The 22,550-nt window shown below is 61.6% G+C and carries 21 protein-coding genes; 10 read left to right on the top strand and 11 right to left on the bottom strand.

All coding sequences use genetic code 11. The annotated features are described in order from the left end of the window. Positions 1 to 8: 8 nt before the first annotated feature. Positions 9 to 1,142, bottom strand: coding sequence for an ABC transporter substrate-binding protein (locus tag BUB78_RS04350; RefSeq protein ID WP_073195742.1), 1,134 nt, complete (start codon positions 1,140 to 1,142; stop codon positions 9 to 11). 277 nt (positions 1,143 to 1,419) lie between these two features. Here BUB78_RS04350 and BUB78_RS04345 point away from each other — a divergent pair, with 277 nt between their 5' ends. From BUB78_RS04345 to BUB78_RS04305, 9 genes are all read left to right on the top strand, one after another. Continuing rightward, positions 1,420 to 3,456, top strand: a complete 2,037-nt coding sequence (locus BUB78_RS04345; protein WP_073195740.1) for an oxidoreductase — start codon at positions 1,420 to 1,422, stop codon at positions 3,454 to 3,456. Between the two features lie 2 nt (positions 3,457 to 3,458). Further along, entirely contained in the window at positions 3,459 to 4,190 is a 732-nt protein-coding gene (locus BUB78_RS04340; protein WP_073195402.1) for an NAD(P)-binding domain-containing protein, read from the top strand. 115 nt (positions 4,191 to 4,305) lie between these two features. Continuing rightward, positions 4,306 to 5,424 (top strand): MHYT domain-containing protein, encoded by a 1,119-nt coding sequence (locus BUB78_RS04335; RefSeq protein ID WP_073195400.1) that lies wholly within the window; start codon positions 4,306 to 4,308, stop codon positions 5,422 to 5,424. 277 nt (positions 5,425 to 5,701) lie between these two features. Next, a complete protein-coding gene (locus BUB78_RS04330; protein WP_073195398.1) occupies positions 5,702 to 6,556 on the top strand; it encodes an FAD binding domain-containing protein in 855 nt (284 codons plus the stop codon). A 14-nt stretch (positions 6,557 to 6,570) separates the two neighbouring features. After that, positions 6,571 to 7,065 carry a (2Fe-2S)-binding protein gene (locus BUB78_RS04325; RefSeq protein WP_073195396.1) on the top strand — a complete coding sequence of 165 codons (495 nt, stop codon included), beginning with the start codon at positions 6,571 to 6,573 and terminating at the stop codon, positions 7,063 to 7,065. After that, the gene (locus BUB78_RS04320) at positions 7,062 to 9,479 is read left to right on the top strand and encodes an aerobic carbon-monoxide dehydrogenase large subunit (RefSeq protein WP_073195394.1); all 2,418 of its coding nucleotides are present in this window, start codon (positions 7,062 to 7,064) and stop codon (positions 9,477 to 9,479) included. Before BUB78_RS04325 ends, BUB78_RS04320 begins: the two co-directional genes overlap by 4 nt. Before the next feature lie 87 nt (positions 9,480 to 9,566). Continuing rightward, on the top strand, positions 9,567 to 10,445 hold the full coding sequence (locus BUB78_RS04315; protein WP_073195392.1) for an AAA family ATPase: 879 nt from the start codon (positions 9,567 to 9,569) through the stop codon (positions 10,443 to 10,445). Further along, positions 10,442 to 11,626 carry a vWA domain-containing protein gene (locus BUB78_RS04310; RefSeq protein WP_073195390.1) on the top strand — a complete coding sequence of 395 codons (1,185 nt, stop codon included), beginning with the start codon at positions 10,442 to 10,444 and terminating at the stop codon, positions 11,624 to 11,626. Before BUB78_RS04315 ends, BUB78_RS04310 begins: the two co-directional genes overlap by 4 nt. Beyond that, entirely contained in the window at positions 11,626 to 12,411 is a 786-nt protein-coding gene (locus BUB78_RS04305; RefSeq protein ID WP_073195387.1) for an XdhC family protein, read from the top strand. Before BUB78_RS04310 ends, BUB78_RS04305 begins: the two co-directional genes overlap by 1 nt. On the opposite strand, the gene BUB78_RS04300 is transcribed toward BUB78_RS04305, so the two are convergent. From BUB78_RS04300 to BUB78_RS04255, 10 genes are all read right to left on the bottom strand, one after another. Continuing rightward, positions 12,408 to 12,911, bottom strand: a complete 504-nt coding sequence (locus BUB78_RS04300; protein ID WP_073195386.1) for a hypothetical protein — start codon at positions 12,909 to 12,911, stop codon at positions 12,408 to 12,410. The genes BUB78_RS04305 and BUB78_RS04300 overlap by 4 nt on opposite strands. Positions 12,912 to 13,001: 90 nt before the next feature. Continuing rightward, positions 13,002 to 13,871 (bottom strand): sulfotransferase domain-containing protein, encoded by an 870-nt coding sequence (locus tag BUB78_RS04295; protein WP_073195384.1) that lies wholly within the window; start codon positions 13,869 to 13,871, stop codon positions 13,002 to 13,004. Further along, positions 13,868 to 14,704: a sulfotransferase domain-containing protein gene (locus tag BUB78_RS04290; RefSeq protein WP_245813352.1), complete on the bottom strand. Its 837-nt coding sequence runs from the start codon at positions 14,702 to 14,704 to the stop codon at positions 13,868 to 13,870. Before BUB78_RS04290 ends, BUB78_RS04295 begins: the two co-directional genes overlap by 4 nt. Continuing rightward, positions 14,701 to 15,531: a sulfotransferase domain-containing protein gene (locus BUB78_RS04285; RefSeq protein WP_073195382.1), complete on the bottom strand. Its 831-nt coding sequence runs from the start codon at positions 15,529 to 15,531 to the stop codon at positions 14,701 to 14,703. The genes BUB78_RS04290 and BUB78_RS04285 overlap by 4 nt, the downstream gene beginning before the upstream one ends. Before the next feature lie 102 nt (positions 15,532 to 15,633). After that, positions 15,634 to 16,833, bottom strand: a complete 1,200-nt coding sequence (locus BUB78_RS04280; protein ID WP_073195381.1) for a porin — start codon at positions 16,831 to 16,833, stop codon at positions 15,634 to 15,636. Between the two features lie 341 nt (positions 16,834 to 17,174). After that, positions 17,175 to 17,561 (bottom strand): carboxymuconolactone decarboxylase family protein, encoded by a 387-nt coding sequence (locus tag BUB78_RS04275; protein WP_073195379.1) that lies wholly within the window; start codon positions 17,559 to 17,561, stop codon positions 17,175 to 17,177. Position 17,562: 1 nt separating this feature from the next. Then, on the bottom strand, positions 17,563 to 18,885 hold the full coding sequence (locus tag BUB78_RS04270; RefSeq protein WP_073195378.1) for an NAD(P)/FAD-dependent oxidoreductase: 1,323 nt from the start codon (positions 18,883 to 18,885) through the stop codon (positions 17,563 to 17,565). Between the two features lie 103 nt (positions 18,886 to 18,988). Next, positions 18,989 to 19,774 carry a dimethylarginine dimethylaminohydrolase family protein gene (locus BUB78_RS04265; RefSeq protein ID WP_073195377.1) on the bottom strand — a complete coding sequence of 262 codons (786 nt, stop codon included), beginning with the start codon at positions 19,772 to 19,774 and terminating at the stop codon, positions 18,989 to 18,991. Positions 19,775 to 19,786: 12 nt separating this feature from the next. Further along, positions 19,787 to 20,968: a pyridoxal phosphate-dependent aminotransferase gene (locus BUB78_RS04260; protein ID WP_073195376.1), complete on the bottom strand. Its 1,182-nt coding sequence runs from the start codon at positions 20,966 to 20,968 to the stop codon at positions 19,787 to 19,789. Continuing rightward, on the bottom strand, positions 20,965 to 21,618 hold the full coding sequence (locus BUB78_RS04255; protein WP_073195375.1) for a TetR/AcrR family transcriptional regulator: 654 nt from the start codon (positions 21,616 to 21,618) through the stop codon (positions 20,965 to 20,967). Before BUB78_RS04255 ends, BUB78_RS04260 begins: the two co-directional genes overlap by 4 nt. A gap of 136 nt (positions 21,619 to 21,754) precedes the next feature. On the opposite strand from BUB78_RS04255, the gene BUB78_RS04250 reads away from it, so the two are divergent. Beyond that, positions 21,755 to 22,501: an ABC transporter ATP-binding protein gene (locus BUB78_RS04250; protein ID WP_073195374.1), complete on the top strand. Its 747-nt coding sequence runs from the start codon at positions 21,755 to 21,757 to the stop codon at positions 22,499 to 22,501. The last annotated feature ends 49 nt before the right edge of the window (positions 22,502 to 22,550 follow it).

The raw sequence follows: 22,550 nt of genomic DNA, 5'->3' as shown, positions 1-22,550 counted from the left end.
CAGTGGTCTTACATCTTGCACTCTGGCGCATAGGCGTCAGCGTGATTGGTCAGGGCGGTGCCGACGATCTTGTTGGTATAGACGTCGCCTTCCTTGATCACTTCGCGCACATAGATGTTCTGGATCGGGTGGTGGTTGTTGCCAAAGGCAAAATCCCCGCGCGTGCTGTCAAAATTCGCGGCTTCCAGCGCGGCGCGGAACGCATCGGGATCGTTGACATCGGCGGTCTCGACCGCGCTGATCAAGAGGTTGGCGGTGTCAAACCCCTGACTTGCGTAAAGCGAGGGCAGACGGCCGTACTTTTCCTGAAAGCTTGCCACGAAGGCCGCGTTGGCCGGATTGTCGATATCCTTGTTCCACTGGCTTGTGTTTTTCACGCCCAGAGCGGCATCGCCAACCGCCTGCAATATCCCCTGATCAAAGCTGAAGGCGGGACCGATAAGCGGCTTATCCACACCGGAATCGGCATATTGCTTGAGAAAGGAAATCCCCATGCCGCCGGGCAGAAAGAAGAACACGTGATCGGCAACGCTGTCGCGGATCTGGGCGATCTCGGCGGCGTAATCGGTCTGCCCGAGCTGGGTATAGACTTCGCCGGCAATGTTGCCATCAAAGTAGCGCTTGAACCCGGTCAGCGCGTCCTGCCCCGCCGGATAATTCGGCGCCATGATAAAGGCGTTCAGGAAGGTCTCATCGGTGGCATAAGCCCCCGCCGCCTCGTGCAGGTTGTCGTTCTGCCAGGCGACGTTGAAGTAGTTCTTGTTACAGCCCTTGCCCGCAAGCGCCGACGGCCCGGCGTTGGGTGACAGGTAAAACTTGCCCTGCGCCACGGCACCGGGCACGACGGCCATCGCCAGGTTGGACCATATGATACCGGTCATCACGTCAACCTTGTCGGATTGGATCATCTTGTCGGCCAGTTGCACGGCGATATCGGGCTTGCGCTGATCATCCTCGATGATCACCTCGATATCCGAGCGCCCCGATTGTTCGATCGCCAGCATGAAGCCGTCGCGCACGTCAATCCCAAGGCCCGCACCGCCGCCCGAAAGCGTGGTGATCATGCCAACCTTGACCTCTGCCTGCGCGGCACAGGCCGCGATGCCAAGCGCGCCGGCCATGGCAAGTGTTTTCAAATTCATATCGTCATCTCCCTTGATCATGGGCCGGTTTCCCCTGCCCTGCTTTTATCCTGTCCCCCCAAGGGCTCGGCTCTGGCCAAACCGGACAGCTTTCCTTGCATCCCACAGCTTTGCGCAAAGGTCCAGATGCCAGCGTCAATCTTGGGTGCCCGTTGTCAAACCTCAGCTGCGGATTTCGTTTTACTTTCGCACGCTCTTCTTGTTGGCTGGCCCTGCGCGCGGGCACATTCTTGGCCCGGCATATGGCTTGGATTACACAAAAGGAAAGGTCCGTTTCATGTCAAAAGACCCGCTGCTCCAGCCCTATGCGCTCAAGCATCTGACGTTGAAAAACCGGATCATGACCACAAGCCATGAACCCGCCTATCCCGAAGATGGCCTGCCGAAGGATCGCTATCGCGCCTATCACGTCGAGCGCGCGCGCGGCGGTGTGGCCCTTACCATGACCGCCGGGTCGGCGGTGGTCAGCCGCGACAGCCCGCCGGCTTTCAACAATATCCTCGCCTATCGTGACGAAGTGGTGCCCTGGATGAAAAAGCTCGTCGATGAGTGCCACGATCATGGCTGTGCGGTGATGATCCAGCTCACCCACCTTGGCTGGCGCACCAACTGGAACAAGGGCGACTGGTTGCCGTCGCTGGCGCCCTCTGCCCTGCGCGAACCGGCGCATCGCGCCTTTCCCAAGGTGATGGAGGATTGGGATATTGCCCGCATCATCACCGATTACGCCGATGCCGCCGAGCGGATGCAGGCCGCCGGACTCGACGGGATTGAGCTTGAGGCCTATGGCCATTTGATGGATGCCTTCTGGTCGCCGCGCCAGAACACGCTTGAGGGGGCTTACAACGGTGATCTGGCCGCGCGGATGACCTTCAGCCTTGATGTGCTGCGCGCCATTCGAGAGCGGGTCGGCCCCGATTTCATCGTAGGCCTGCGTTATACGGCCGATGATCTGGCCACCAATGGCATCACGAGCAGCGACGGCGTCGAGATCGGCAAGCGCCTGCGCGACAGCGGCATGGTCGATTTTCTCAACGTGATCCGGGGCCGGGTCGATACCGACGCAAGCCTGACCGATGTGATCCCGGTGCAGGGCATGGTCTCGGCCCCGCATCTTGATTTCGCGGGGCGCATTCGCGCCGAGGTTGGCCTTCCGACATTCCACGCCGCGCGCATTCCCGATGTGGCCACGGCGCGCCATGCGGTGGCCAGCGGCCAGTTGGATATGGTCGGCATGACCCGTGCCCATATGACCGACCCGCACATCGTGGCCAAGATCATGGCGGGGCGCGAAGACGATATCCGCCCCTGCGTCGGCGCCACCTATTGCCTTGACCGGATCTATCAGGGCGGCGAGGCGCTCTGTATCCACAACGCCGCCACCGGACGCGAGCAAAGCATGCCGCATGTCATCGCCCCCGCCGCAACGCCGCGCCGCGTCGTCGTGGTCGGGGCCGGGCCCGGCGGGCTCGAGGCGGCGCGCGTTGCCGCAGAGCGGGGTCATCAGGTCACTGTCATCGAGGCCGCAGATCAGCCGGGCGGACAAATCCGCCTCACGGTGCAGACCAAGCGCCGCTCCGAGATGATCGGCATCATCGACTGGCGGATGGCGCAATGCGTCGCGCGCGACGTCATGTTTCGATTTAACACCTACGCAGAAGCCCCTGATATCACAGCCCTTTCCCCTGACCTCGTGATCATCGCCACCGGCGGAATGCCGCAACAGGATATCTTGCAGGGTGGCAATGACCTGACCGTCACCGCCTGGGATATCCTGTCGGGCGATGCCAAACCGGGACGCGAGGTCTTGCTGTTTGACGACGCCGGTGATCACGTCGCGATGCAGGCCGCAGAGGTACTGGCCGATGCCGGTGCCCGCCTTGAGATCATGACCCCCGACCGAAGCTTTGCCCCCGAGGTCATGGGCATGAACCTTGTGCCCTACATGCGCAGCCTTCAGGACAAGGACGTGACCATGACCGTCGTGCGCCGCCTTTTGTCGGTGGCCCGCGCGGGCAATCGCCTCTTGGCGACCATCGGCACGGATTACTCCGATCACAGCTATACCCGCGAGGTCGATCAGATCGTGGTCAACCATGGCACCCTGCCGCTGGACGAGCTTTACTTTGACCTCAAACCGCTTTCCAGCAACCTTGGCGAGGTCGATCAAAGCGCCCTGATAAATGGCCACCCTCAGGCGATCAGGACCAACCCCGAGGGCCGGTTTCAACTGTTTCGCATTGGCGATGCGGTCAGTGCACGCAACACCCACGCAGCGATCTATGACGCGCTGCGCCTGATGAAGGATCTCTAGACATGCGGCTTGGATTTATCGGCACCGGCACAATTGCATCGGCCACCGTGCGCGGCATTGCCGGGGCCGGGCATAAGATCACCGTCTCCAATCGCGGCGCAGCCCATGCCGCCCGCCTTGCCGCCGAGTTCGAAAGCGTCAGCATCGCCGACAATCAGGGCGTGATTGACCAAAGCGACACGATTTTCATCGGCCTGATGGCCGAGACCGCGCCCGACATCCTGTCGAGGCTGACATTTCGCGCCGATCAACAGGTGATTTCCTTCATGGCGGGCCTGCCGCTTGACGCCCTTGCGCCGCTTGTGGCCCCGGCCCACGGCGCGGCAATCATGCTGCCGTTTCCGGGGATTGCACAGGGCGGCTCGCCCATTCTTACGATGGGGGATACCGGGTTTGTCGCCTCGCTGTTTGCGCCTGAAAATCAGGTTTTCGCCCTGCGCGACGCCGCCGAGCTTGACGCCTATCTTTGTGCGCAGGCGGTCTTGTCGCCCGCCACCCGGATGGTCGGGCAAGCCGCCGATTGGCTGGCGGCGCGGGTCTCTGATCCCACTCAGGGCGAGGCCTTCTTGCGCATGCTCGTCGGCACCAACCTTGTCAGCAGCCCCTGCGGCGACCTGCTTGAGGCGCTCAACACGCCCGGCGGATACAACCAGCGTCTGCGCCAGCATATGGACGCGGCAGGCATGGGCGACGCTCTTGTCACCGGCCTGAACCGGCTTGAAAGCGGCGACTAGCCGCGCGCGCCCAAGAACCTTGTCAGCCTGGCCTTTGCTCACTAGGCTTTGCTCTTGACGTCAACGCAACCCCAACAAGCGCGGCGGCGCAATTCAAATAACCTAATGGCGTTGAATGGAATTTCTGGACTACACCCATAACCTCTGGCTGGTTGCGGCCTCACTCAGCATCTCGATGATGGCGGGGTTTACCGGGTTTTCGCTGACCAGGGGCATCGCCGGTCAGACGGTGGCGATGCGCAAACTCTCGGTGACACTGGCCGCCGTGGCGCTTGGTGGCGGCATCTGGTCAATGCATTTCGTGGCGATGCTCGGGCTGCAACTTCCGATCCCGATATACTATGATGCGATGATCACGCTCGGCTCGGCTCTGGTGGCGATCCTGATGGTCGGGCTGGCGCTTTTGCTGTTGCATTTCTATCCTCGCACGCCGCTGATCCTGACGCTGGCGGGGGCGATTGTCGGGCTTGGCGTGGTGACGATGCATTACATTGGCATGTCCGGCCTGCAACTGTGCCGCGCGGTCTATACGCTTCCGGGTGTGGCAGTGGCGGTGCTGGCCTCCTGCGGCCTGAACATCGGGGCGTTTTGGGTGGCCTATGGCCAGCGGCGCCCCCGCAATATCCTGCTTGGCACGGTCTGTTTCGGGGCCTCGGTCTTTGCCGTGCATTTCGCCGCCATCTCGGGGACGCGCTTTGTCGCCGAGGCCAGCCTGCGCGAGATCGGACCGCTTATCGGCAATGAAACCCTCGCCATCGGCGTGGTTCTCAGCAGCTTCGTGCTCTGCGGCGCGTTTCTATTGTCGGGCGTGACCTTTCTGACGCCTGCCGCGAGCGCCGATGCCGCCCCGGCCCCCGCGTCACAGGAAAAGGCCCCTGCCGTTACGCCCATGCCCCCGCCCGTGCTGCGCATTCCATACGAGCAGAACGGCCAGACGCATTTCATTGACGCAAGCGATGTGGCTTTTGTGCGCGCCGAGGGGCATTACACCCTGCTTTATGCCGGATCAGAGCGGTATTTCTGCGTCTGGTCGATCACCGAGGCCGAACGCCGCCTCGCCGCCGGGCCATTTGTGAAATCGCATCGCAGCTATCTGATCAACCCGGCCCATATCGTGCATTTCGAGCGGCGCAAGGACAACGGCATCTGTCATTTCATCCTTGGCGAGCAAACCGTGACCACACCGGTCAGCCGCTCTCGCCTGCCCGCTCTGCGCGAGGCGCTCGGGCTTTAGGGCATAGAACGCGGCGGCATTCCGTAGGGTGGGTGAAACCCACGCCCGCCCGGTCGCGCCATCCCGCAACAGCGTGGGTTTCACCCACCCTACACTTGGCGCGCGCGGGCGCTCAACCTTAAGGCGTCGTAAACGGGTTTCGCAACTCGTGCATGCATATCGCAATTCGTGCACCGCAAGGCGGCGCTGAGGACAGATCGGCAGACAATCGCCCACCACTGCCTAGGCTCTTCCCAACGGTCGCCGTACCGGCCCTGTCTTTGGGAGGAGACGCCACATGATACCAGCAGCCTTCGAGTATCACCGCCCCGGTGATCTACCCTCTGCGCTTGCGCTCTTGCGCGAACATGGCGACGACGCGCGCGTCATTGCAGGCGGGCACAGCCTTATTCCGATGATGAAGCTGCGCATGGCCGAAGTCCCGCATCTGATCGACCTTCAGGCGATCAAGGCCCTGCGCGGCATCACCATTGACGGCACCCGCGTCACCCTTGGCGCGATGGTCACCCAACACGAGGTGATCGACAGTGACGCGCTGATGAGCCTCGCGCCGATCCTCGGCGAGGCCGCGCTTCAGATCGCCGATCCGCAGGTGCGCTACATGGGCACCATCGGTGGCAATGTCGCCAATGGCGATCCGGGCAATGACATGCCCGGCCTGATGCAATGCCTTGATGCCACATTTCACCTTGAGGGCCCCGAGGGCACGCGCAGCGTCCTGGCGCGCGCGTTCTACGACTCGGCCTATATGACGGCCCGGAGCGATGACGAGATCCTGACCGCCATAAGCTTTGAGGCCCCCAAGGGCGGGTTTGCCTACGAAAAGCAAAAGCGCAAGATTGGCGACTATGCCACCGCCGCCGCCGCCGTCATGCTGACCCGCGAGGGCGACACCTGCGCCGCTGCCTCGATCGCCATGACCAACCTCAGCGATGTGCCGGTCTGGTCCGCCGCCGCAGGCGCGGCACTTGTCGGCACCGATGTCGGCGCCGAGGCCGTGAGCGCGGCCGTCGATGCCGCCCTCGCCGACATTGACCCCACCGAGGACAATCGCGGCCCTGTCGCCTTCAAGCGTCACGTCGCCGCCATCATCATCGCCCGCGCGATCACCCGCGCCTGGGGCCGGGCCTGAGAGGGAACATCACCATGAGCAAGAAAATGCAGATCACCCTGACCGTGAACGGCGAGGCCCATGATATTCTGGCAGAGCCGCGCGAGTTGCTGATTTACGTGCTGCGCGAGCGGCTCAACATCACCGGGCCGCATGTCGGCTGTGAAACCTCGCATTGCGGCGCCTGTACCGTCACGCTGAACGGCAAATCGGTCAAATCCTGCACCATGTTCGCGGCGCAGGCCGATGGCGCCGAGATCACCACCATCGAGGGCCTTGGCAGCCCCGATAGCCGTCATGCCCTGCAAGAGGCCTTCAAGGAGCATCACGGGCTTCAATGCGGCTTTTGCACCCCCGGCATGATCACCCGCGCCGCCAAGCTGCTTGAGGAAAACCCCAACCCCACCGAAGAAGACGTGCGCTTTGGCATGGCCGGGAACCTGTGTCGCTGTACCGGCTATCAGAACATCGTAAAATCCGTGCTTGCCGCAGCCAGTGACATCAACACCGCCAAGGAGGCCGCGCAATGAACGACCTGACACCGGATCGCGAAGACCGCGTTGCCAAGCTCAAGGGCCTGGGATGTTCGCGCAAGCGGGTCGAGGACGCCCGCTTTACCCAAGGCAAGGGCAACTATGTCGATGACATCAAGCTGCCCGGCATGCTGCACGGCGATTTCGTGCGCTCGCCCTATGCCCATGCGCGGGTGGTGTCGATTGATGCCAGTGCCGCGCTTGCGCTTGACGGGGTTGTCGCGGTGCTGACGGCCAAGGATCTGGAGCCGCTCGGCCTGCACTGGATGCCGACGCTGGCGGGCGACAAGCAGATGGTGCTGGCCGATGGCAAGGTGCTGTTTCAAGGCCAAGAGGTGGCCTATGTGGTTGCGCGCGACCGCTATGTCGCCGCCGACGCGGTCGAACTCGTCGAGGTCGAATACGAAGAGCTTGAGGTGATCGTCGACCCGTTCAAAGCCCTGCAAAGCGATGTGGTATTGCGCGAGGATATCGCAGGCGAGACCAGCGGTGCGCATGGCGAACGCCGCCACCCGAACCACATTTTCCTCTGGGAAGAAGGCGACAAGTCCGCCACCGAACAGGTGATCGACAGCGCCGATGTGGTGGCCGAAGAGATGATCTATTACCACCGCACTCATCCCTGCCCGCTTGAAACCTGCGGCTGTGTGGCCTCGATGGACAAGGTGAACGGCAAGCTGACGCTCTATGGCACCTTTCAGGCGCCGCATGTGGTGCGCACCGTCGCCTCGCTTTTGTCGGGCATCGAAGAGCACAACATCCGCGTCGTCAGCCCCGATATCGGCGGCGGTTTTGGCAATAAGGTCGGGGTCTATCCGGGCTATGTCTGTTCCATCGTGGCCTCTATCGTCACCGGCAAGCCGGTGAAATGGGTCGAGGACCGGATGGAAAACCTGATGGCGACCGCATTTGCCCGCGACTATTGGATGAAAGGGCGGATTTCGGCGACCAAGGACGGCAAGATCACCGCCCTTGAGGCCAAGGTCACCGCCGATCACGGTGCGTTCGATGCCTGCGCCGACCCGACCAAGTTTCCGGCGGGCTTTTTCCATATCTGCACCGGGTCCTATGACATTCCGGTGGCCTATGTGGGCGTTGACGGGGTCTATACCAACAAGGCGCCCGGCGGGGTGGCCTATCGCTGTTCGTTCCGCGTGACCGAGGCCGCCTATTTCATCGAACGCATGATCGAACTCCTGGCAATCGAGCTTGGCATGGACGCCGCCGAACTGCGCCGCATCAACTTTATCCGCGAGGATCAGTTCCCCTATCAGTCGGCGCTTGGCTGGGAATACGACAGCGGCGATTATCACACCGCCTGGGACAAGGCACTTGCGGCGGTGGATTACGACGGGCTGCGGGCCGAACAGGCGACCCGGCTTGAGGCCTTCAAGCGCGGCGAGACCCGCAAATTGATGGGCATCGGGCTTAGCTTTTTCACCGAGATCGTCGGCGCGGGGCCGGTCAAGAACTGTGATATCCTTGGCATGGGGATGTTTGATAGCTGCGAAATCCGCATTCACCCCACCGGGAGCGCCATCGCCCGCCTTGGCACGATCAGCCAGGGCCAGGGCCATGCCACCACCTTTGCCCAGATCCTGGCCAGCGAAATCGGCATCCCCGCCGATAGCATCACCATCGAAGAGGGCGACACCGATACCGCGCCCTACGGGCTTGGCACCTATGGCAGCCGCTCCACCCCGGTGGCGGGGGCGGCCACAGCCCTTGCCGGGCGCAAGATCCGTGCCAAGGCGCAGATGATCGCGGCCTACCTCTTGGAAGTGCATGACAATGATGTCGAATTTGACGTCGACCGCTTTGTCGTCAAGGGAGCGCCCGAGCGGTTCAAGACCATGGCCGAGATCGCCTATGCCGCCTATAATCAGGCCATTCCGGGCGTCGAGCCGGGGCTTGAAGCGGTCAGCTATTATGACCCGCCGAACATGACCTATCCGTTCGGGGCCTATATCTGCGTGATGGATGTGGATGTGGATACCGGCGAGGTGCATATCCGTCAGGTCTATGCGCTTGACGATTGCGGCACCCGGATCAACCCGATGGTGATCGAGGGGCAGGTGCATGGCGGGCTGACCGAGGCCTATGCCATCGCCATGGCGCAGGAGATTGCCTATGATGATATGGGCAATTGCAAGACCGCCACGCTGATGGATTTCTTTTGGCCAACGGCCTGGGAAACGCCGCATTACACCACCGATCACACCGAAACCCCAAGCCCGCATCACCCGATTGGCGCCAAGGGTGTGGGCGAAAGCCCGAATGTCGGCGGCGTTCCGGCGTTTTCCAATGCGGTGCATGACGCGTTGCGCCCGTTAGGGTTGCGCCAGCTGCATATGCCGCATGATCACTGGCGGATCTGGAAAGCGGCCAATGATCTTGGTCTGCACGGTTAGCGGTCACGGGGGCGCTGCCCCCATCCAAGAAAATTCTCCGAATTTTCTTGGACTCCCCCGGAGTATTTTTGGAACGGTGAAATAAACATGCAGGAATGGCGGGCGCTACAGAAAGGAATGGCGGATCATGGCTATATTGCTGCCGATGATCTTGCCATGGCCGTGCATATTGCCCTCTCGCTTGGCCGCCCGCTTTTGCTTGAGGGGGCCGCCGGGGTTGGCAAGACCGAAGTCGCGCGGGTGCTGGCCGCCCTGCGCGATACGATGCTGATCCGTCTGCAATGCTATGAAGGGCTAGATGCGGCGCAGGCGATCTATGAGTGGAACTATCCGCGCCAGCTTTTGGCCATTCGCGCCGCCTCTGAGGCGGGCGAGACCGGCAAAGACGTCGAGGCGCGGATATTTTCCGACGATTACCTGCTGGAGCGCCCGCTTTTGCAGGCCATCCGACAGCCCGTCGCGCCGGTGCTTCTGATCGACGAGATCGACCGTGCAGATGAGGAATTTGAGGCCTATCTTCTTGAAATACTGTCAGAGTTTCAGATTACCATTCCCGAACTTGGCACCATCAGGGCCACCACGAGGCCGATCGTCATCCTGACGGCCAACGGCACGCGCGATTTATCGGATGCCCTGCGCAGGCGCTGCATTTATGCGCATGGCGATTATCCTGAACCTGCGGTAGAGCTTGCAATTCTGCAAATCAGGGCCCCCGAGACCGAGGCCACACTGGCCGCGCAGATCGTCGGCTTTGTCCAGGCCCTGCGCCGCGAAGACCTTGAGAAGAACCCCGGCATTGCCGAGATGCTTGATTTTGCCGCCGCGCTTGCCGGGCTTGGTGTGAATGACCTGAGTCATGACCCCGTGCTCCTGCAGGCCGCACTTGGCACGCTGCTCAAGACCCAAAGCGACCGCGAGGCGATCCCGCCCGAGGTGGCCGCGCGTCTTGCCGGGCGTGCCGCATGAGCCGGATCACCCGCTTTGCCGCGCGCGACACCGGCCCCGCCGCGCGCATGGCCGGGTTTATGGCACATCTGCGCGACAGTGGCCTGCGCCTTGGGGTGGGCGAGACCCAGACCGCGCTTGCCGCATTGACCCATGTCACCGCCTGCGACCCCGACGAGGCCCACCTTGCACTCAAAGCGGTCTGCGCCGCCAATGCCGATGAGGCCGCGCGCTTTGACCTGCTGTTTGACAGCTATTGGTGCACCGATGGGCGGGTGCGCGAAAAAGCCGTGCCAAGGGAGAACAGAACCGAGAGGCATTCCACCAACACCCGCGACCCACAGGGCGAAAACGCAGGTGCGCGCGGTGCACTCCATAGCCCCGACGATGGCGCCGATCACGCAAGCGCCGATGGCGACGGCACCGGCAAGCTCATCGCGAGCCAGGTTGAAAACCTGATGCGCAAGGACATGCGCCAACTGGTCAGCCCACAGGATATCGCCGCCGCCGAGGCCACCGCGCGCCGCCTTGCGGCTGCGTTTCGCGATCATCGTTCGCGCCGCCGTCGCGCGGCGCGCAAGGGTGATCAGATCCATTTTCGCCGCCTTATCCGTCAGAGCCTGTCGACCGGCGGCGAGCCGCTTGCCCTGCCGCGCAAGGCCCGCCCTGACCGCCCAATTAGGATCGTGGCGCTTTGCGATGTGTCCGGCTCGATGACGATCTATGCGCGGGTGTTCCTCGCCTTTCTGTCCGGCCTGATGCGGGCGGATGAAAGCACCGACGCCTATCTGTTTCACACCCGCCTTGTGCGCATCACTGAGGCTTTGCGTGACACCGATCCGATGCGGGCGCTGAACCGGCTGAGCCTCTTGGCCGAGGGCTTTGGCGGCGGCTCAAAGATCGGCGCGGCGCTTGATGAATTCGCCAGAGGCCCGGCGCGCCGTTTCGTCAACGGGCGCAGCGTGGTGATCATTCTGTCGGATGGCTATGACACTGATCCACCCGAGAGACTGGCAAAGGCCCTGGCTCGTCTGCGCAAGCGGGGCTGCAAGATCATCTGGCTCAACCCTTTGAAAGGCTGGAAAGATTATGCGCCGGTTGCCGGTGGCATGGCTGCCGCCCTGCCCTATCTCGATCTATTTGCGCCCGCCACGACGCTAGCCGATCTGGCCGCGCTTGAGCCCGAACTGGAGCGGTTGTAATGGCCCCGGAATTGCTTGAGAACGCCATTGCAACGGCTGTCGCCCGCCTGCGCGAGGCGCGCCGCCCCTATGCGATTGCCACGGTGGTGCGCACGGTCGGCGCGACGGCGGCCAAGCCCGGTGCGCGGGCACTTATCCTTGCGGATGGCACGATTGCAGAGGGCTGGGTCGGCGGCGGATGCGTGCGCGGGGCGATGACACGCGCGGCCGTCGCGGCAATTGGTGATGGCACCCCGCGCCTGATATCCCTGCGCCCCGAGGACGAGCCTGGCGCGCCCGAGGAGCATCAGGGGATAGAGTTTGCACGCAATGGATGCCCCAGCAAAGGCTCGATGGATCTGTTTATCGAACCGGTCCTGCCGCAGCCCGAATTGGTGATCATCGGCGCCTCGCCGGTGGCGCGTTCGCTGGCGGCACTGGCCGGATCGTTCAGCTTTGACATCATCCTCCATGACAGCGCCATAGCGCTTGGCCCGCTGCCAGCGGGCGCGCGGCGCATGGTTGTGGTCGCGACCCAAGGCAAGGGTGATCTTGATGGGTTGAAGACCGCGCTAGGGTGCGGCGCGGATTACATCGGATTTGTCGCAAGCCACCGGAAATTCACCACTTTGGCAGAAACCCTGCGCGAGGCGGGTGCGGATGAGGCAGAACTGGCGCGGATCAACGCGCCAGCGGGCCTTGCGATTGACGCGGTAACGCCGGATGAGATCGCGCTGTCGATCCTTGCTCAGGTGATCAAGATACGCCGAAGCGGTCAGCGCCGACCAGAGACCGAGACCGCCTAGCTGTCGCCAGCCCCCGGGCCGGTTTGACGGAAGGTCACCGCGAAGGTTCCGATATCGTCGCCTTCAACATGCACGACCTGTCCGGGAATATGGATTTGCGGTCGGCGGGTGTCGTCGCCTGCCTGCCAGGTGCGCTCGGTGACCACACATCCCGCCTGCTGGCCTGCATACTCGGGTGCCGGGGCGACCTCGGGCATGAACAAAAGGCCACGCACCAAGACGTCATCACCAAAGGAGACAGAGCCAGAGCCAAGCAGCCTTGGCTCAACGTCATTGGTCAGGACAGATTGCGCGCGGCTTTGCGCCCAGACGCCGCAAAGCATTGTTTTTCCGTTATTTTCGCGCACATCTACGGCGACGCTCACGCCTCCGCCGCTACTATAGGTGCCGCCAGACACTACCGGGTCAGCCCCCAATCTAGCGACCACAGTTGGACGAGCCACCGTACAGGCAGCAAGAGCAATGGTTGCACCCAGAAGGAACAGTGTCTTGCGCGTCATGGCAGACCTCCGATGGCTGATGTTTCTGATCTCTGCGTGGAGTATAATCACTCTAGGCGAGAAAACAAATCTTCGCTTCGCGCTTTCGTATTAGCCCGCTTTCGCGAATTCGGCAGTTTCCGCCAGCATCTCGGGATACCACTTTTCAAGTGTCGGCAGGAATGCCTCGCGGATACGGCCCACCTGCTGCGGCGTCAGATCTTCGCGCCAGACGCCCGCCTGCCCCTTGGCAAAAAACGCGGTCATGCCTTGCGGTTTTTCCGTAAACCCAAGGGTCTCTTCCTGCTTTTTCATCGCCTCAAAGCTTGTCGCCTTGATCGCACGGGCCAGCTTTGGCCCCTCCACCTTGACGCTCAGGAACTTTTCCAGAAGCTTGCGCATGGTCTTGGCCGGATGGCTCAGAAGATCCTCATAGCGCACCACATAATGCGGCAGGCCGGGGGCATTGTTCCAGACATTGATGTGATCGTCCCAACGGCCCAACAGGTCGTAAATCCCGTTCGGCGTGCCCATAACTGTGTCTGGATAGCACATCATCTTGATAGCGGTGTCGATATCGGCACGCTGATGGCGGGCAAAGGATGGGGCAAGGTCAAACGGGTTGCGCATGATATAGATCGCCGCCGCCGTTAGATCCGGGGGGATGATGTCATGATCAAACATCCGAATTGTCTGGCAGTGGGTTTTGACAAAATGGTAATCCGGCTTTGACCCCGCAATCAGTCGCAGCGCCTTTGTGCGCATCCTGACCCAATCCTCAAGGCTCTCGCCGCGAAACTGCCCCCCCGCCGCCGCATCAAAAAAGTCCTGACGCGTGTCGCCGGTGGTGAATTGGCGCAGGTTGTTGATATCGGGCGCCTGCCCTGCGGGCATGAAGTAATGCGCAAGCAGGCTGCGCATCCATGTGTTGCCCGATTTGGGATAGCTTGCCAGCCAGATGATGCGGCGCAGATTGCTCATTCCAGATACCCATGTCGTTTCATCGTGTCGCGATGCGCATCGCACACTTTTTGGACCAATTCAGGCGACAGCTCGGTTTTCCACTGATCGCTTTTACCCGAAGCAAAGAAGCTTTCGGCATGCTCGGCCTTTTCCACAAAGCCGGTCTTTTCTTCCTGCTCTTTCAATTGATTGAAGCTGGAAAATTGAATGGCCCGGTCCAGCCTGTCCTTGTCGATCGGGATTCCCAGATGGGTGAGAATTTTGCCGAAATTCTCCTGCGGATCGCTGAGCATGTCTTCATAGCGCAGGACAAGCACCGGATAGGGCGCAAACGAGGTCCAGCTTTTCACGTGCTCCGACCACGACCCCTGAACGACCGGAACTGTTTTATCGCTGGGTGGAACGACTTTTCCGCTTTGAGAGATGCTCTCCACAGCCTTTTCAGTCGATATTGCGTAGTGCCGGGCCGACGACAAGACCATATCAAGAGGATTGCGCAGAATATAGATCGCCGAGCGGGTATATTTGGGGGGAATAAGCTCAACCCCCTGCACGGCTCTGCGGCTACTATGCGTTTTCACCAGATACGCATCAGCCTTGTTTGAAATGATACCGCGCAGGACCTTGTCGCGCAAAGACAGCGTCAGGGGAAAGTTTTTCGGGTCGATCAGACGGCCAGCCACTGTATTGTAATGCCGAAGGATTGCATCGCCCGTGCTGTATTTCGTCATTTCACCCAAAGATAGCGGTTCTGACGGGTTGGCAATGTAATTGGCCAGGAAAATCCGTGTCCAGGTGTTGCCGGACTTGGGATAGGATGCCAGCCAGATAATGCGCCGCATATCTGTCATTCGAGATATCCAAATTGTGTCATGACCTTGCGATGCGCGCGTTTCATCTTTTTGACAAGGCGCGGCTCAAGATCGGTTTTCCACTGATCGCTTGTGCCCTTTGCAAAAAACCGGTCGCTTTCCTGCGATTTCTCGACAAAGCCCTGGGTTTTTTCCTGGGCCGACAGCTCTTTGAAACTGGCAAACCTGATGGCGCGGTCCAGACGCTCTGGCTCGACCGGCAAGCCGACATGTTCAACAACCTTGGCAAAATGCGTATGCGGGTCTGCCAGCAGGTCCTCATAGCGCAAGACAAGAACCGGATAGGCCGATTTCCCGGTCCAGCTTCGGACATGGTCCGACCATGACCCGATGAATTGCACGACCATCGACTCGGTCGGCATATTGACATTGTCGGGATGGCTGACGGCATGACAGGCATCCGCCTGAGAAATCCCGTAATGGCGCGCGTAAGACAGAACCATATCAAGCGGATTACGCATGATGTACATGGCCGAGCGGGTCAAATCATCCGGTATAAGGGGAATGCCATGCGCCACGATCCGGGCGTTATGGGTTTTGACCAGGTTGATATCGGCATTATTGGAGACGATCCCGCGCAAAACGCGCGGCCGCATTTGCAGCGTCAGGTCGATGTCCTGGGTATCAATCGGCCGTCCGGCCACCATGCTGTAGGTCTTGGCAATCGCATCCCCGATCGCAATGCGATGCGCATTGTTGATCGGGATCGGTTTGGATGCATTTGCCATATAATTGGCCAGAAAAATACGTGTCCAGGTGTTCCCCGATTTCGGGTAGGACGCCATCCAGACGATACTTTTCTTCATGGTCCACCCAGCCCGTTGTCAGTTTGGAGTCGTTACAGTCAGACAAATAAAAACGGCGGGGGGAAAAGTCACCCCCCGCCGCCTATTTTTAGATTAACCGGATTAGAAGCTCAGGTTAATTGCGGTACCAATGATGGTCGCGTCGATTTTGGTGTCTGTAAGACCACCGACAGAACCGTTGGTGGTTTCTGCATAGATGGCATAGACATCCCAGCTTACGCCGGCACCCAGGCTGCGCGATGCGCCGAGTTTGTAGGCTTCGTACTCGTCTTTCGAGACACCGGCGCCGTTCTTGAATTCACCCTGGTAGGTGTCAAGACCAACTGTCCACGGACCAGGGATGTCGTAGGTTGCGCCAAGGCTCCAACCTTCTTGATCGCCTGCGCCGCCAGCAACGTCAGAGTCGTTTTCGGCATAGGTTGCACCAACGGTGAAGCCGCTCATGCCAACTGTAGCGCCGATGCCCCATGTTTCGGGATCACCACCGGGTGCAGCTGCGATAGCAGCAGTACCGGCGTTACCAGGAACTGCGGGAACAGCAGCAACGGCAGGCTGTGCCTGACGCTCGCCTGTGCCGTAACGACCGGCCAGAGCGAGATCAACACCATTGAACGACTGCTTGTAGCTTGCGCCGATGTCGAAGATGTCACGCAGTCCACCAGCAGCATCGTGATCCACGGCGCCGTTGTTACGTGCGTTGCCGGTGGCGAAATCGCCATTCGGAGCGTACGAAACGCCAACGGTCAGACCGTTGAACGACGGTGTGAAGTAGGTGATGCGCGGAACGTCGTTGTTGCTGCCAACTTCGGTCAGCGACGAACCAGCGGCCGAACGGAAGGTGTAAGCAGAACCGGTCAGCGGCATGAAGCCCGAGATCGAACCCGAGTTGATACCAAGCGAACCAACGCCAGGTGTGTAAACCGAACCCATCGACAGGTAACCAGCCGAGTTCTCGTTGCCGAGAATGATTTTACCCATCGTGTCGCTGGAGATGGTCATGTAGGTTTCGTCGATGTCCGAAGACGGCGCGCTGCTGTTGTCAGCTTCCATCTGGACGTTCACACCGAAGGTCAGGCCGTTGTCGAGCGTAACCGAGGGAGTGAAGTGAATTTCGCGGTTTACGAAGACGTTTACGCCGTCGAAATCCTGTGTGGGCAGAACGCCGCTGCCGCCTACGTCAGTGTATGCGACGTGGGTGTTAAAGAAACCACCCCAATCCATGTCCCATTCCTGGGCAGATGCGGGTGCAGCGATGGCGCAGCCAAGTGCGATCGCGCTGGTGCAAAGAAGTTGCTTTTTCAAGGGTGACCCTCCTCAATAGCAGGTTTTTAAGATCCGCCGCACCAGTCATTGGACGCGGCTTGAAGCATGGAATGCGGCAAACACCCCCCGACTGTCAACGTAACCCCCGGCCCCGCTGCGCTTGTTGCCCGTGCTGTGACGTTTAAATCACACACCCCTTGAACCACCACGGGGGAAAGTCGGGCGCAACAGCCCCCCAATGTCGGGCTTAGGCCCTTAAAACAAGGGCTTGGGGCATTTCCGCCTCAAGCCCCTATCGGTTGTGGCACTTGCGCGCCTCTTGGTGTCGATGGTCCGCCCCAAGCTATACCGGGGCCGGGAAAACGGGCCGCAAGCCCGACTCACTTGCCCTGTTCGGCGAGCACCTTCCTGGCCGCGCGAAAGCATTCAAGCGCCTGAGGTACACCACAGTATATCCCGACCACATGGATGATGGCGCGGATTTCCTCGGGGGTGACGCCGTTGTTGATCGCGCCGCGGCAATGGATTTCCCATTCGTGCATCTTTCCAAGCGCGCCCAGCATCGCGAGGTTCATCATCGACCGGGTCTTGGCGGGAATCACCTCGTCACCCCAGCCAAAGCCCCAGCACCAGGCGGTCATCGCCTCCTGAAAGGGGCGGGTAAAATCATCGGCCGCCGCCAGGTTCTTTTCCACATACTCGGCCCCCAGCGTCGCCTTGCGCTGTTCCAGCCCCTGCAAAAACAGATCTTCGTCAAAAACGCTCATTTCAATTTTCCTTTCGCGCCTGCCAGTTTTCTTTTCGATCGACAACTTGCCGATACCACATATCCGCCGCCGCAAGGAAATGCGGCTTTTGCGCTGGATGGAGCCAGCTTGGCCGCAGCGGTGTCGCGCTATAGGCGGTCTGCCCGCGCACATCCCCCATCGCCTGATAGGCGGCCTTGGCCCCAAGCCAGGGCGCCATCACCGTGCCCGAGCCGGAAAAGCCCATGGCATAATGCACGCCCCGGTCATGGCCCACATAGGGCATGTGCGAAAACGAATAGCCGGTGAAGCCAAGCCAACTGTGAGTGAGGCGCGTGCCGCGCAGCTCGGGCCAGATTCCGGTCATGGTCTCGTAAAGCCGCGCGCCGGCGCTCACCTCATCAAGCACCTTCATCGAGGCGCGCCCGCCAAACAGCACGCGCTTGCCATCGGGCGAAATCCGGAAATAGCTGTGGCGCGCGCGGGTCTCGACCATCATCCGGCGCCCCGGCGCGATGTGACCGATCAGGTTGGCGGGCAATTCCTCGGTCGCTATAAGGTAACTCGGCAGTGGAAACACCCGCGCCATATGCCAGCGAAAGGCCTTCGTCGTGTAGCCATTGGTCGCCAGAACCACCTTGGCGGCGCAAATCCGGCCCTTGGGCGTATGGGCAAGATGCTCTGTGCCTGCCGCCTCAAGCGCGGTCACCGGCGCATGGCTCACCACCGGAATGCCCCGCGCACGCACGGCCCGCAAAAGCCCCTGATGAAACTTGGCCGGGTGAATGGCGCAATGTTCGGGAAACAGAAGACCGCCAAAGTAATGCCCGGTAGCAATCTCCTGCCCCAGGTCGGCGCGCTCGACGATACGCGCCTCGACCTCGGATTTCCCGGCGACGGTTTGCGCCAGCCTGCGCTGATTGGCGAAGTGCCGAGGCGTCCAGGCCAACTGAATCCGCCCGGTCTGTTGCAGGTCGCAGTCAATCCCGTTGTCCGCGATCAGGGCCTTGGCCCAGTCAAGCGCAGGCTTGGCCTCGGCAAAAAGCGCATCGGCCACTTCGGCGCCGAATTTGCGCGCCAACTCTGACCAGCCCAACCGGGGATGCGCGCCAAACATGCCGCCATTGCGCGTCGAGGCGCCCTGTCCGGGCTCGCCTGCATCCACCACGACCACCCGCGCGCCACACTCCTGCGCCGCAAGGGCCGCCGAAAGCCCGGCATAGCCCGCGCCGATCACCAGAAGATCGCAGGTATCAGGCAACTCCTGCCCCGGTTCCGGCGCGTCCAGTGCTGCCCACCAATAAGGCGTGCCGCGCTCTGCCTCTGGTGTCCATTGCACGCTCATCTGTGGCGCTCCTTATATAATGTATTCTGTGGCCCCAAGCCGATGGGGAAATCATTGGCAAAAGCGAGCCGCGCTTACAATCGGATTTGCGCCAGGTAGCTGCTTAAAACCGCAAGGACAGGCAGGACATGCCGCCATCAAGCTTGGCGCATTCCGAATTGTTGATCTGCACCACTTCGAACCCGGCGCGATCCAGCATCTCGGCGGTGCGCACAAAGCCAGCCGCCATGATAACCACCCCGTTGAAGCGGATGCAATTGGCTGCCGCCTCTTCGCCCTCGGGCACAAGCAACACCTTATAGCCGTCAAAGCAGCTTGAGGCCGCAAGCCGCCCGGTGGCCAGGATGGTCTCACCATCCAGCAAGCCGCAATCGGTCTTGAAGTGCAAGACCCCCTCGGGCGTGTCGACCCGGCGCAGAGTGTGACCCCCGTCACCGACGATTTCGGCCAGTTGCGCCACGCCCTCCGGGTTGGTGCGCGCCGACAGCCCGACCAGAACCTCGCGCCCGGTGACAAGGATATCGCCGCCCTCGATACAACCCGGCGCCGCAATCTCGCGCAGGGTGTCGCCGTAAAATGCCGCCAGTGCCGGGGCCATCTCTGCCACCTCGCCCAGACGGCTTGGCGCGCCGGGGCGCATCAACACCGCGCCCTGCGGAAGGCAAAGTGCTGTATCCTCGACAAACACCGCATCGGGAAACGCCTCTAACGCCGGAAGCTCGACCACCTCGGCGCCGGTGCTCCTGAGCGCGGCCACATAGGCGGCGTGATCCCGCAGCATCTGCTCAAGATCGGGCCTGCCGATATCCTCCGCGCGCAGCCCGTCGATGATACTTGCGCCCGGCTTGCGGGTGATCGCGCGGCGGAATTCAAAACTGGGGCTGGTCATGTCCTGTCCTTTCTAGGTGCCAGAGGTGGCGCGCGCATGCGCCACGATCCGGTCAATCGCTTCGCCAAACGGCGCATCCTCGACCGTGAGCGCGACGCGCACCCAATCGTTCAATGTCTCGCCAAAGGATGTGCCCGGCATCACCGCAACGCCTGTTTTCTCAAGCAGATCAAGCGCATAATCGTGCCCGCTCATGCCGGTGCTCTGGGTGTTGATCATCGCGAACATCCCCGCCTCGGGGCGGTGAACGTAAAGCCCGGTTTCGGCCCCAAGTCGGCGCGCCAGAAGATCGGCGCGCGCCGCAAAGCGCGCCCGCATCCCCGGCGCCACGTCAGAGCCCGCGCGCACCGCCGCCTCTGTCATATCGGCGATGAAGGGCTGATTGCCGAACAGCATGGTTTCCGACAGCGACAACAGCGCGGAGGTAAAGTCGAGCGAGCCGACGCACCAGCCGCTTCTGAACCCCGGCGCGGCGTGGGATTTTGAAATCGACGAGACCGCCACGACCCGCCCCGCCAGATCGGCCTGTGCCAGGGGTGAAACAAAGGTCGCGCCCTCGAAGACAAGCTCCTCATAGACCTCGTCCGAGATGATCCAGAGATCGTGTTTGATCGCCAGCCGCCCGATCGCCGCGATATCCTCGGGGCGCAGGATCGCGCCGGTCGGGTTATGCGGCGTGGTCAGCAAAATCGCGCGGGTTCTGGGGGTTATGGCGCGCTCCACATCCGTCGCCGCCATGCGAAATCCGTTTTCCGGGCGCAGGGGAACCGGCACCATATCGGCCCCGCTTGCGCGAATGACGCCCTCATAGGTGGCGTACATCGGATCGCCCACAAGCACCTCTGATCCGGCCTCGGCCACGGCCATCAGCACGGCGTAAAGCGCGGTTTGCGTGCCGGGAAAGCACATCACCTGATCGGGGTGAAACGCCCGGCCCCGCGTCACACTATAGCGCTCGGCCAAGGCGCGGCGCAGACCCGGCTCGCCGCGCCCGTCCGAATACCCCGTTCGCCCGGCGCGCATGCCCGCATAGGCCGCGTCCTTGAGGGCGTCGGGCGTCGGCACATCCGGCTCGCCAATCGTAAGCTGAATGACATCGCGGCCCTCACGCGCGAGGGCCTTGGCACGCGAATGCACCTCCCACTTGGCGCCGCCAAGCCCGGCAAGCCGGTCTGTTATAGATGAAAATCTCATTCCTGCGCCTCTGTTCCTGTCAAGTTCATCCCAAGGATCGCGCCAACCGATTGCACCGCAATCGCCGCAAGCTCTCCCTCCTCAAACGCGTCGGCAAGCGCGCCGCCCTCAAGCCAGAGCCCGTCAATCACCGCATTGCAGGCAATCGCAAGCGGGCGGCAGTCGCGCGAATCGGCGGCGCGCCCGTCTTGCGCCAGAACCTCGGCAATCAGCGCCTCAAGCCGGTCGCGAAAACCGTGATAGCTGCGCGCGTGAACCTCCTGCATGCGCGCATCCTGACGCACCTGCGTCAAAAACCCCGCCCAAAGCGCGACCGATGCCGCATCCGCCACCGGCGGCGTGACCGAGGCCACGACCAGTGCCGCCAACCGCGCCCTTGGCGTGGCCCCCTCCGCCTTGGCAAAGGTCTGCTCGGTGAGCGCATCCATGTGTTGGGTATAGGCCGCCAACACCAGATCTTCCTTGGTGGAAAAATAGTGCCGGATCAGGCCTTGCGTGACCTCGGCGCGCTCGGCGATGGCACGCACGGTGGCGCCGCGCACGCCCTCTTCGGCGATCAACCCGAGCGTGGCGCGCACCAGCGCCTCTTTGCGCTGATCGGCCCCCTCGCGCCTGAATTTTCGGCGGTCCCCTTGCACGGTCATCCCCATCCTGCGGTGCGCGTAATTATACGCTTGCATAATTAACCTTCATCGGCCTTACTACAAGCTGAAAAGCGTGCCCATCGGAGAGTGCAACCCCGTGACCGCCCAAGCCCGACAGTCCAAGGCCCCCGCCCCGGCGGACATGGCGATTGTCGTCGAGAACCTGCATAAATCCTTTGGCGCGCTCGAAGTGCTCAAGGGCGTGTCGCTTAGCGCGCGCAAGGGCGATGTGGTGGCGATCATCGGCGGCTCTGGGTCGGGCAAATCGACGATGCTGCGCTGTATCAACTTTCTGGAAACGCCAAGCTCTGGCAAGATTGTCGTCGCGGGCGAGGAAATCGCCATGCGCGCCGACGGAAGCCCTGCCGACCGCCGCCAGATCGAGCGCATTCGCACCCGCCTTGGCATGGTGTTTCAGGCCTTTAACCTCTGGACCCACCGCACCCTTTTGGAAAACGTGATCGAGGTGCCGGTCTATGTCCTCAAGACCCCGCGCGCCGAGGCGATCGCGCGTGCACGCGTGTTGCTTGACCGGGTCGGGCTGGCGGATAAGGCCGATACCTTTCCCGCCTTTCTATCGGGGGGTCAGCAACAGCGCGCGGCGATTGCACGGGCTTTGGCAGTTGACCCAAGCGTGATGCTGTTTGACGAGCCCACAAGCGCGCTTGACCCGGAACTTGTCGGCGAGGTTCTGACCGTGATCCGCGATCTGGCCGCCGAGGGGCGCACCATGCTGCTTGTCACCCACGAGATGAAATTCGCCCGCGAGGTGGCCAATCACGTGGTCTATCTCTTTGAGGGCCAGATCGAGGAACAAGGCCCCCCCGACCAACTTTTCGGCGCGCCCAAATCGGCGCGTCTAAAGCAATTCCTGCAAACCGTCGGCTAAAGAAACGGGCGCGGGACACGACCCAAGAACCATAACCAACACGGGAGAA

Origin of the sequence: Roseovarius marisflavi (assembly GCF_900142625.1) — a bacterium.
GTDB classification, from domain to species: Bacteria; Pseudomonadota; Alphaproteobacteria; order Rhodobacterales; family Rhodobacteraceae; genus Roseovarius; species Roseovarius marisflavi.
Note: the sequence above shows the minus strand (reverse complement) of the source record. Positions and strands in the feature narration are given on the sequence as shown.

Bases quoted from the DNA above. Each gene is read 5' to 3' on its own strand.
- BUB78_RS04325 (WP_073195396.1), top strand. From the start codon at position 6,571: ATGAGCAAGAAAATGCAGATCACCCTGACCGTGAACGGCGAGGCCCAT.
- BUB78_RS04330 (WP_073195398.1), top strand. From the start codon at position 5,702: ATGATACCAGCAGCCTTCGAGTATCACCGCCCCGGTGATCTACCCTCT.
- BUB78_RS04285 (WP_073195382.1), bottom strand. From the start codon at position 15,531: ATGAAGAAAAGTATCGTCTGGATGGCGTCCTACCCGAAATCGGGGAAC.
- BUB78_RS04270 (WP_073195378.1), bottom strand. From the start codon at position 18,885: ATGAGCGTGCAATGGACACCAGAGGCAGAGCGCGGCACGCCTTATTGG.
- BUB78_RS04275 (WP_073195379.1), bottom strand. From the start codon at position 17,561: ATGAGCGTTTTTGACGAAGATCTGTTTTTGCAGGGGCTGGAACAGCGC.
- BUB78_RS04310 (WP_073195390.1), top strand. From the start codon at position 10,442: ATGAGCCGGATCACCCGCTTTGCCGCGCGCGACACCGGCCCCGCCGCG.
- BUB78_RS04260 (WP_073195376.1), bottom strand. From the start codon at position 20,968: ATGAGATTTTCATCTATAACAGACCGGCTTGCCGGGCTTGGCGGCGCC.
- BUB78_RS04255 (WP_073195375.1), bottom strand. From the start codon at position 21,618: ATGGGGATGACCGTGCAAGGGGACCGCCGAAAATTCAGGCGCGAGGGG.
- BUB78_RS04250 (WP_073195374.1), top strand. From the start codon at position 21,755: ATGGCGATTGTCGTCGAGAACCTGCATAAATCCTTTGGCGCGCTCGAA.
- BUB78_RS04300 (WP_073195386.1), bottom strand. From the start codon at position 12,911: ATGACGCGCAAGACACTGTTCCTTCTGGGTGCAACCATTGCTCTTGCT.
- BUB78_RS04350 (WP_073195742.1), bottom strand. From the start codon at position 1,142: ATGAATTTGAAAACACTTGCCATGGCCGGCGCGCTTGGCATCGCGGCC.
- BUB78_RS04290 (WP_245813352.1), bottom strand. From the start codon at position 14,704: ATGACAGATATGCGGCGCATTATCTGGCTGGCATCCTATCCCAAGTCC.
- BUB78_RS04320 (WP_073195394.1), top strand. From the start codon at position 7,062: ATGAACGACCTGACACCGGATCGCGAAGACCGCGTTGCCAAGCTCAAG.
- BUB78_RS04265 (WP_073195377.1), bottom strand. From the start codon at position 19,774: ATGACCAGCCCCAGTTTTGAATTCCGCCGCGCGATCACCCGCAAGCCG.
- BUB78_RS04315 (WP_073195392.1), top strand. From the start codon at position 9,567: ATGCAGGAATGGCGGGCGCTACAGAAAGGAATGGCGGATCATGGCTAT.
- BUB78_RS04340 (WP_073195402.1), top strand. From the start codon at position 3,459: ATGCGGCTTGGATTTATCGGCACCGGCACAATTGCATCGGCCACCGTG.
- BUB78_RS04345 (WP_073195740.1), top strand. From the start codon at position 1,420: ATGTCAAAAGACCCGCTGCTCCAGCCCTATGCGCTCAAGCATCTGACG.
- BUB78_RS04305 (WP_073195387.1), top strand. From the start codon at position 11,626: ATGGCCCCGGAATTGCTTGAGAACGCCATTGCAACGGCTGTCGCCCGC.
- BUB78_RS04335 (WP_073195400.1), top strand. From the start codon at position 4,306: ATGGAATTTCTGGACTACACCCATAACCTCTGGCTGGTTGCGGCCTCA.
- BUB78_RS04295 (WP_073195384.1), bottom strand. From the start codon at position 13,871: ATGAGCAATCTGCGCCGCATCATCTGGCTGGCAAGCTATCCCAAATCG.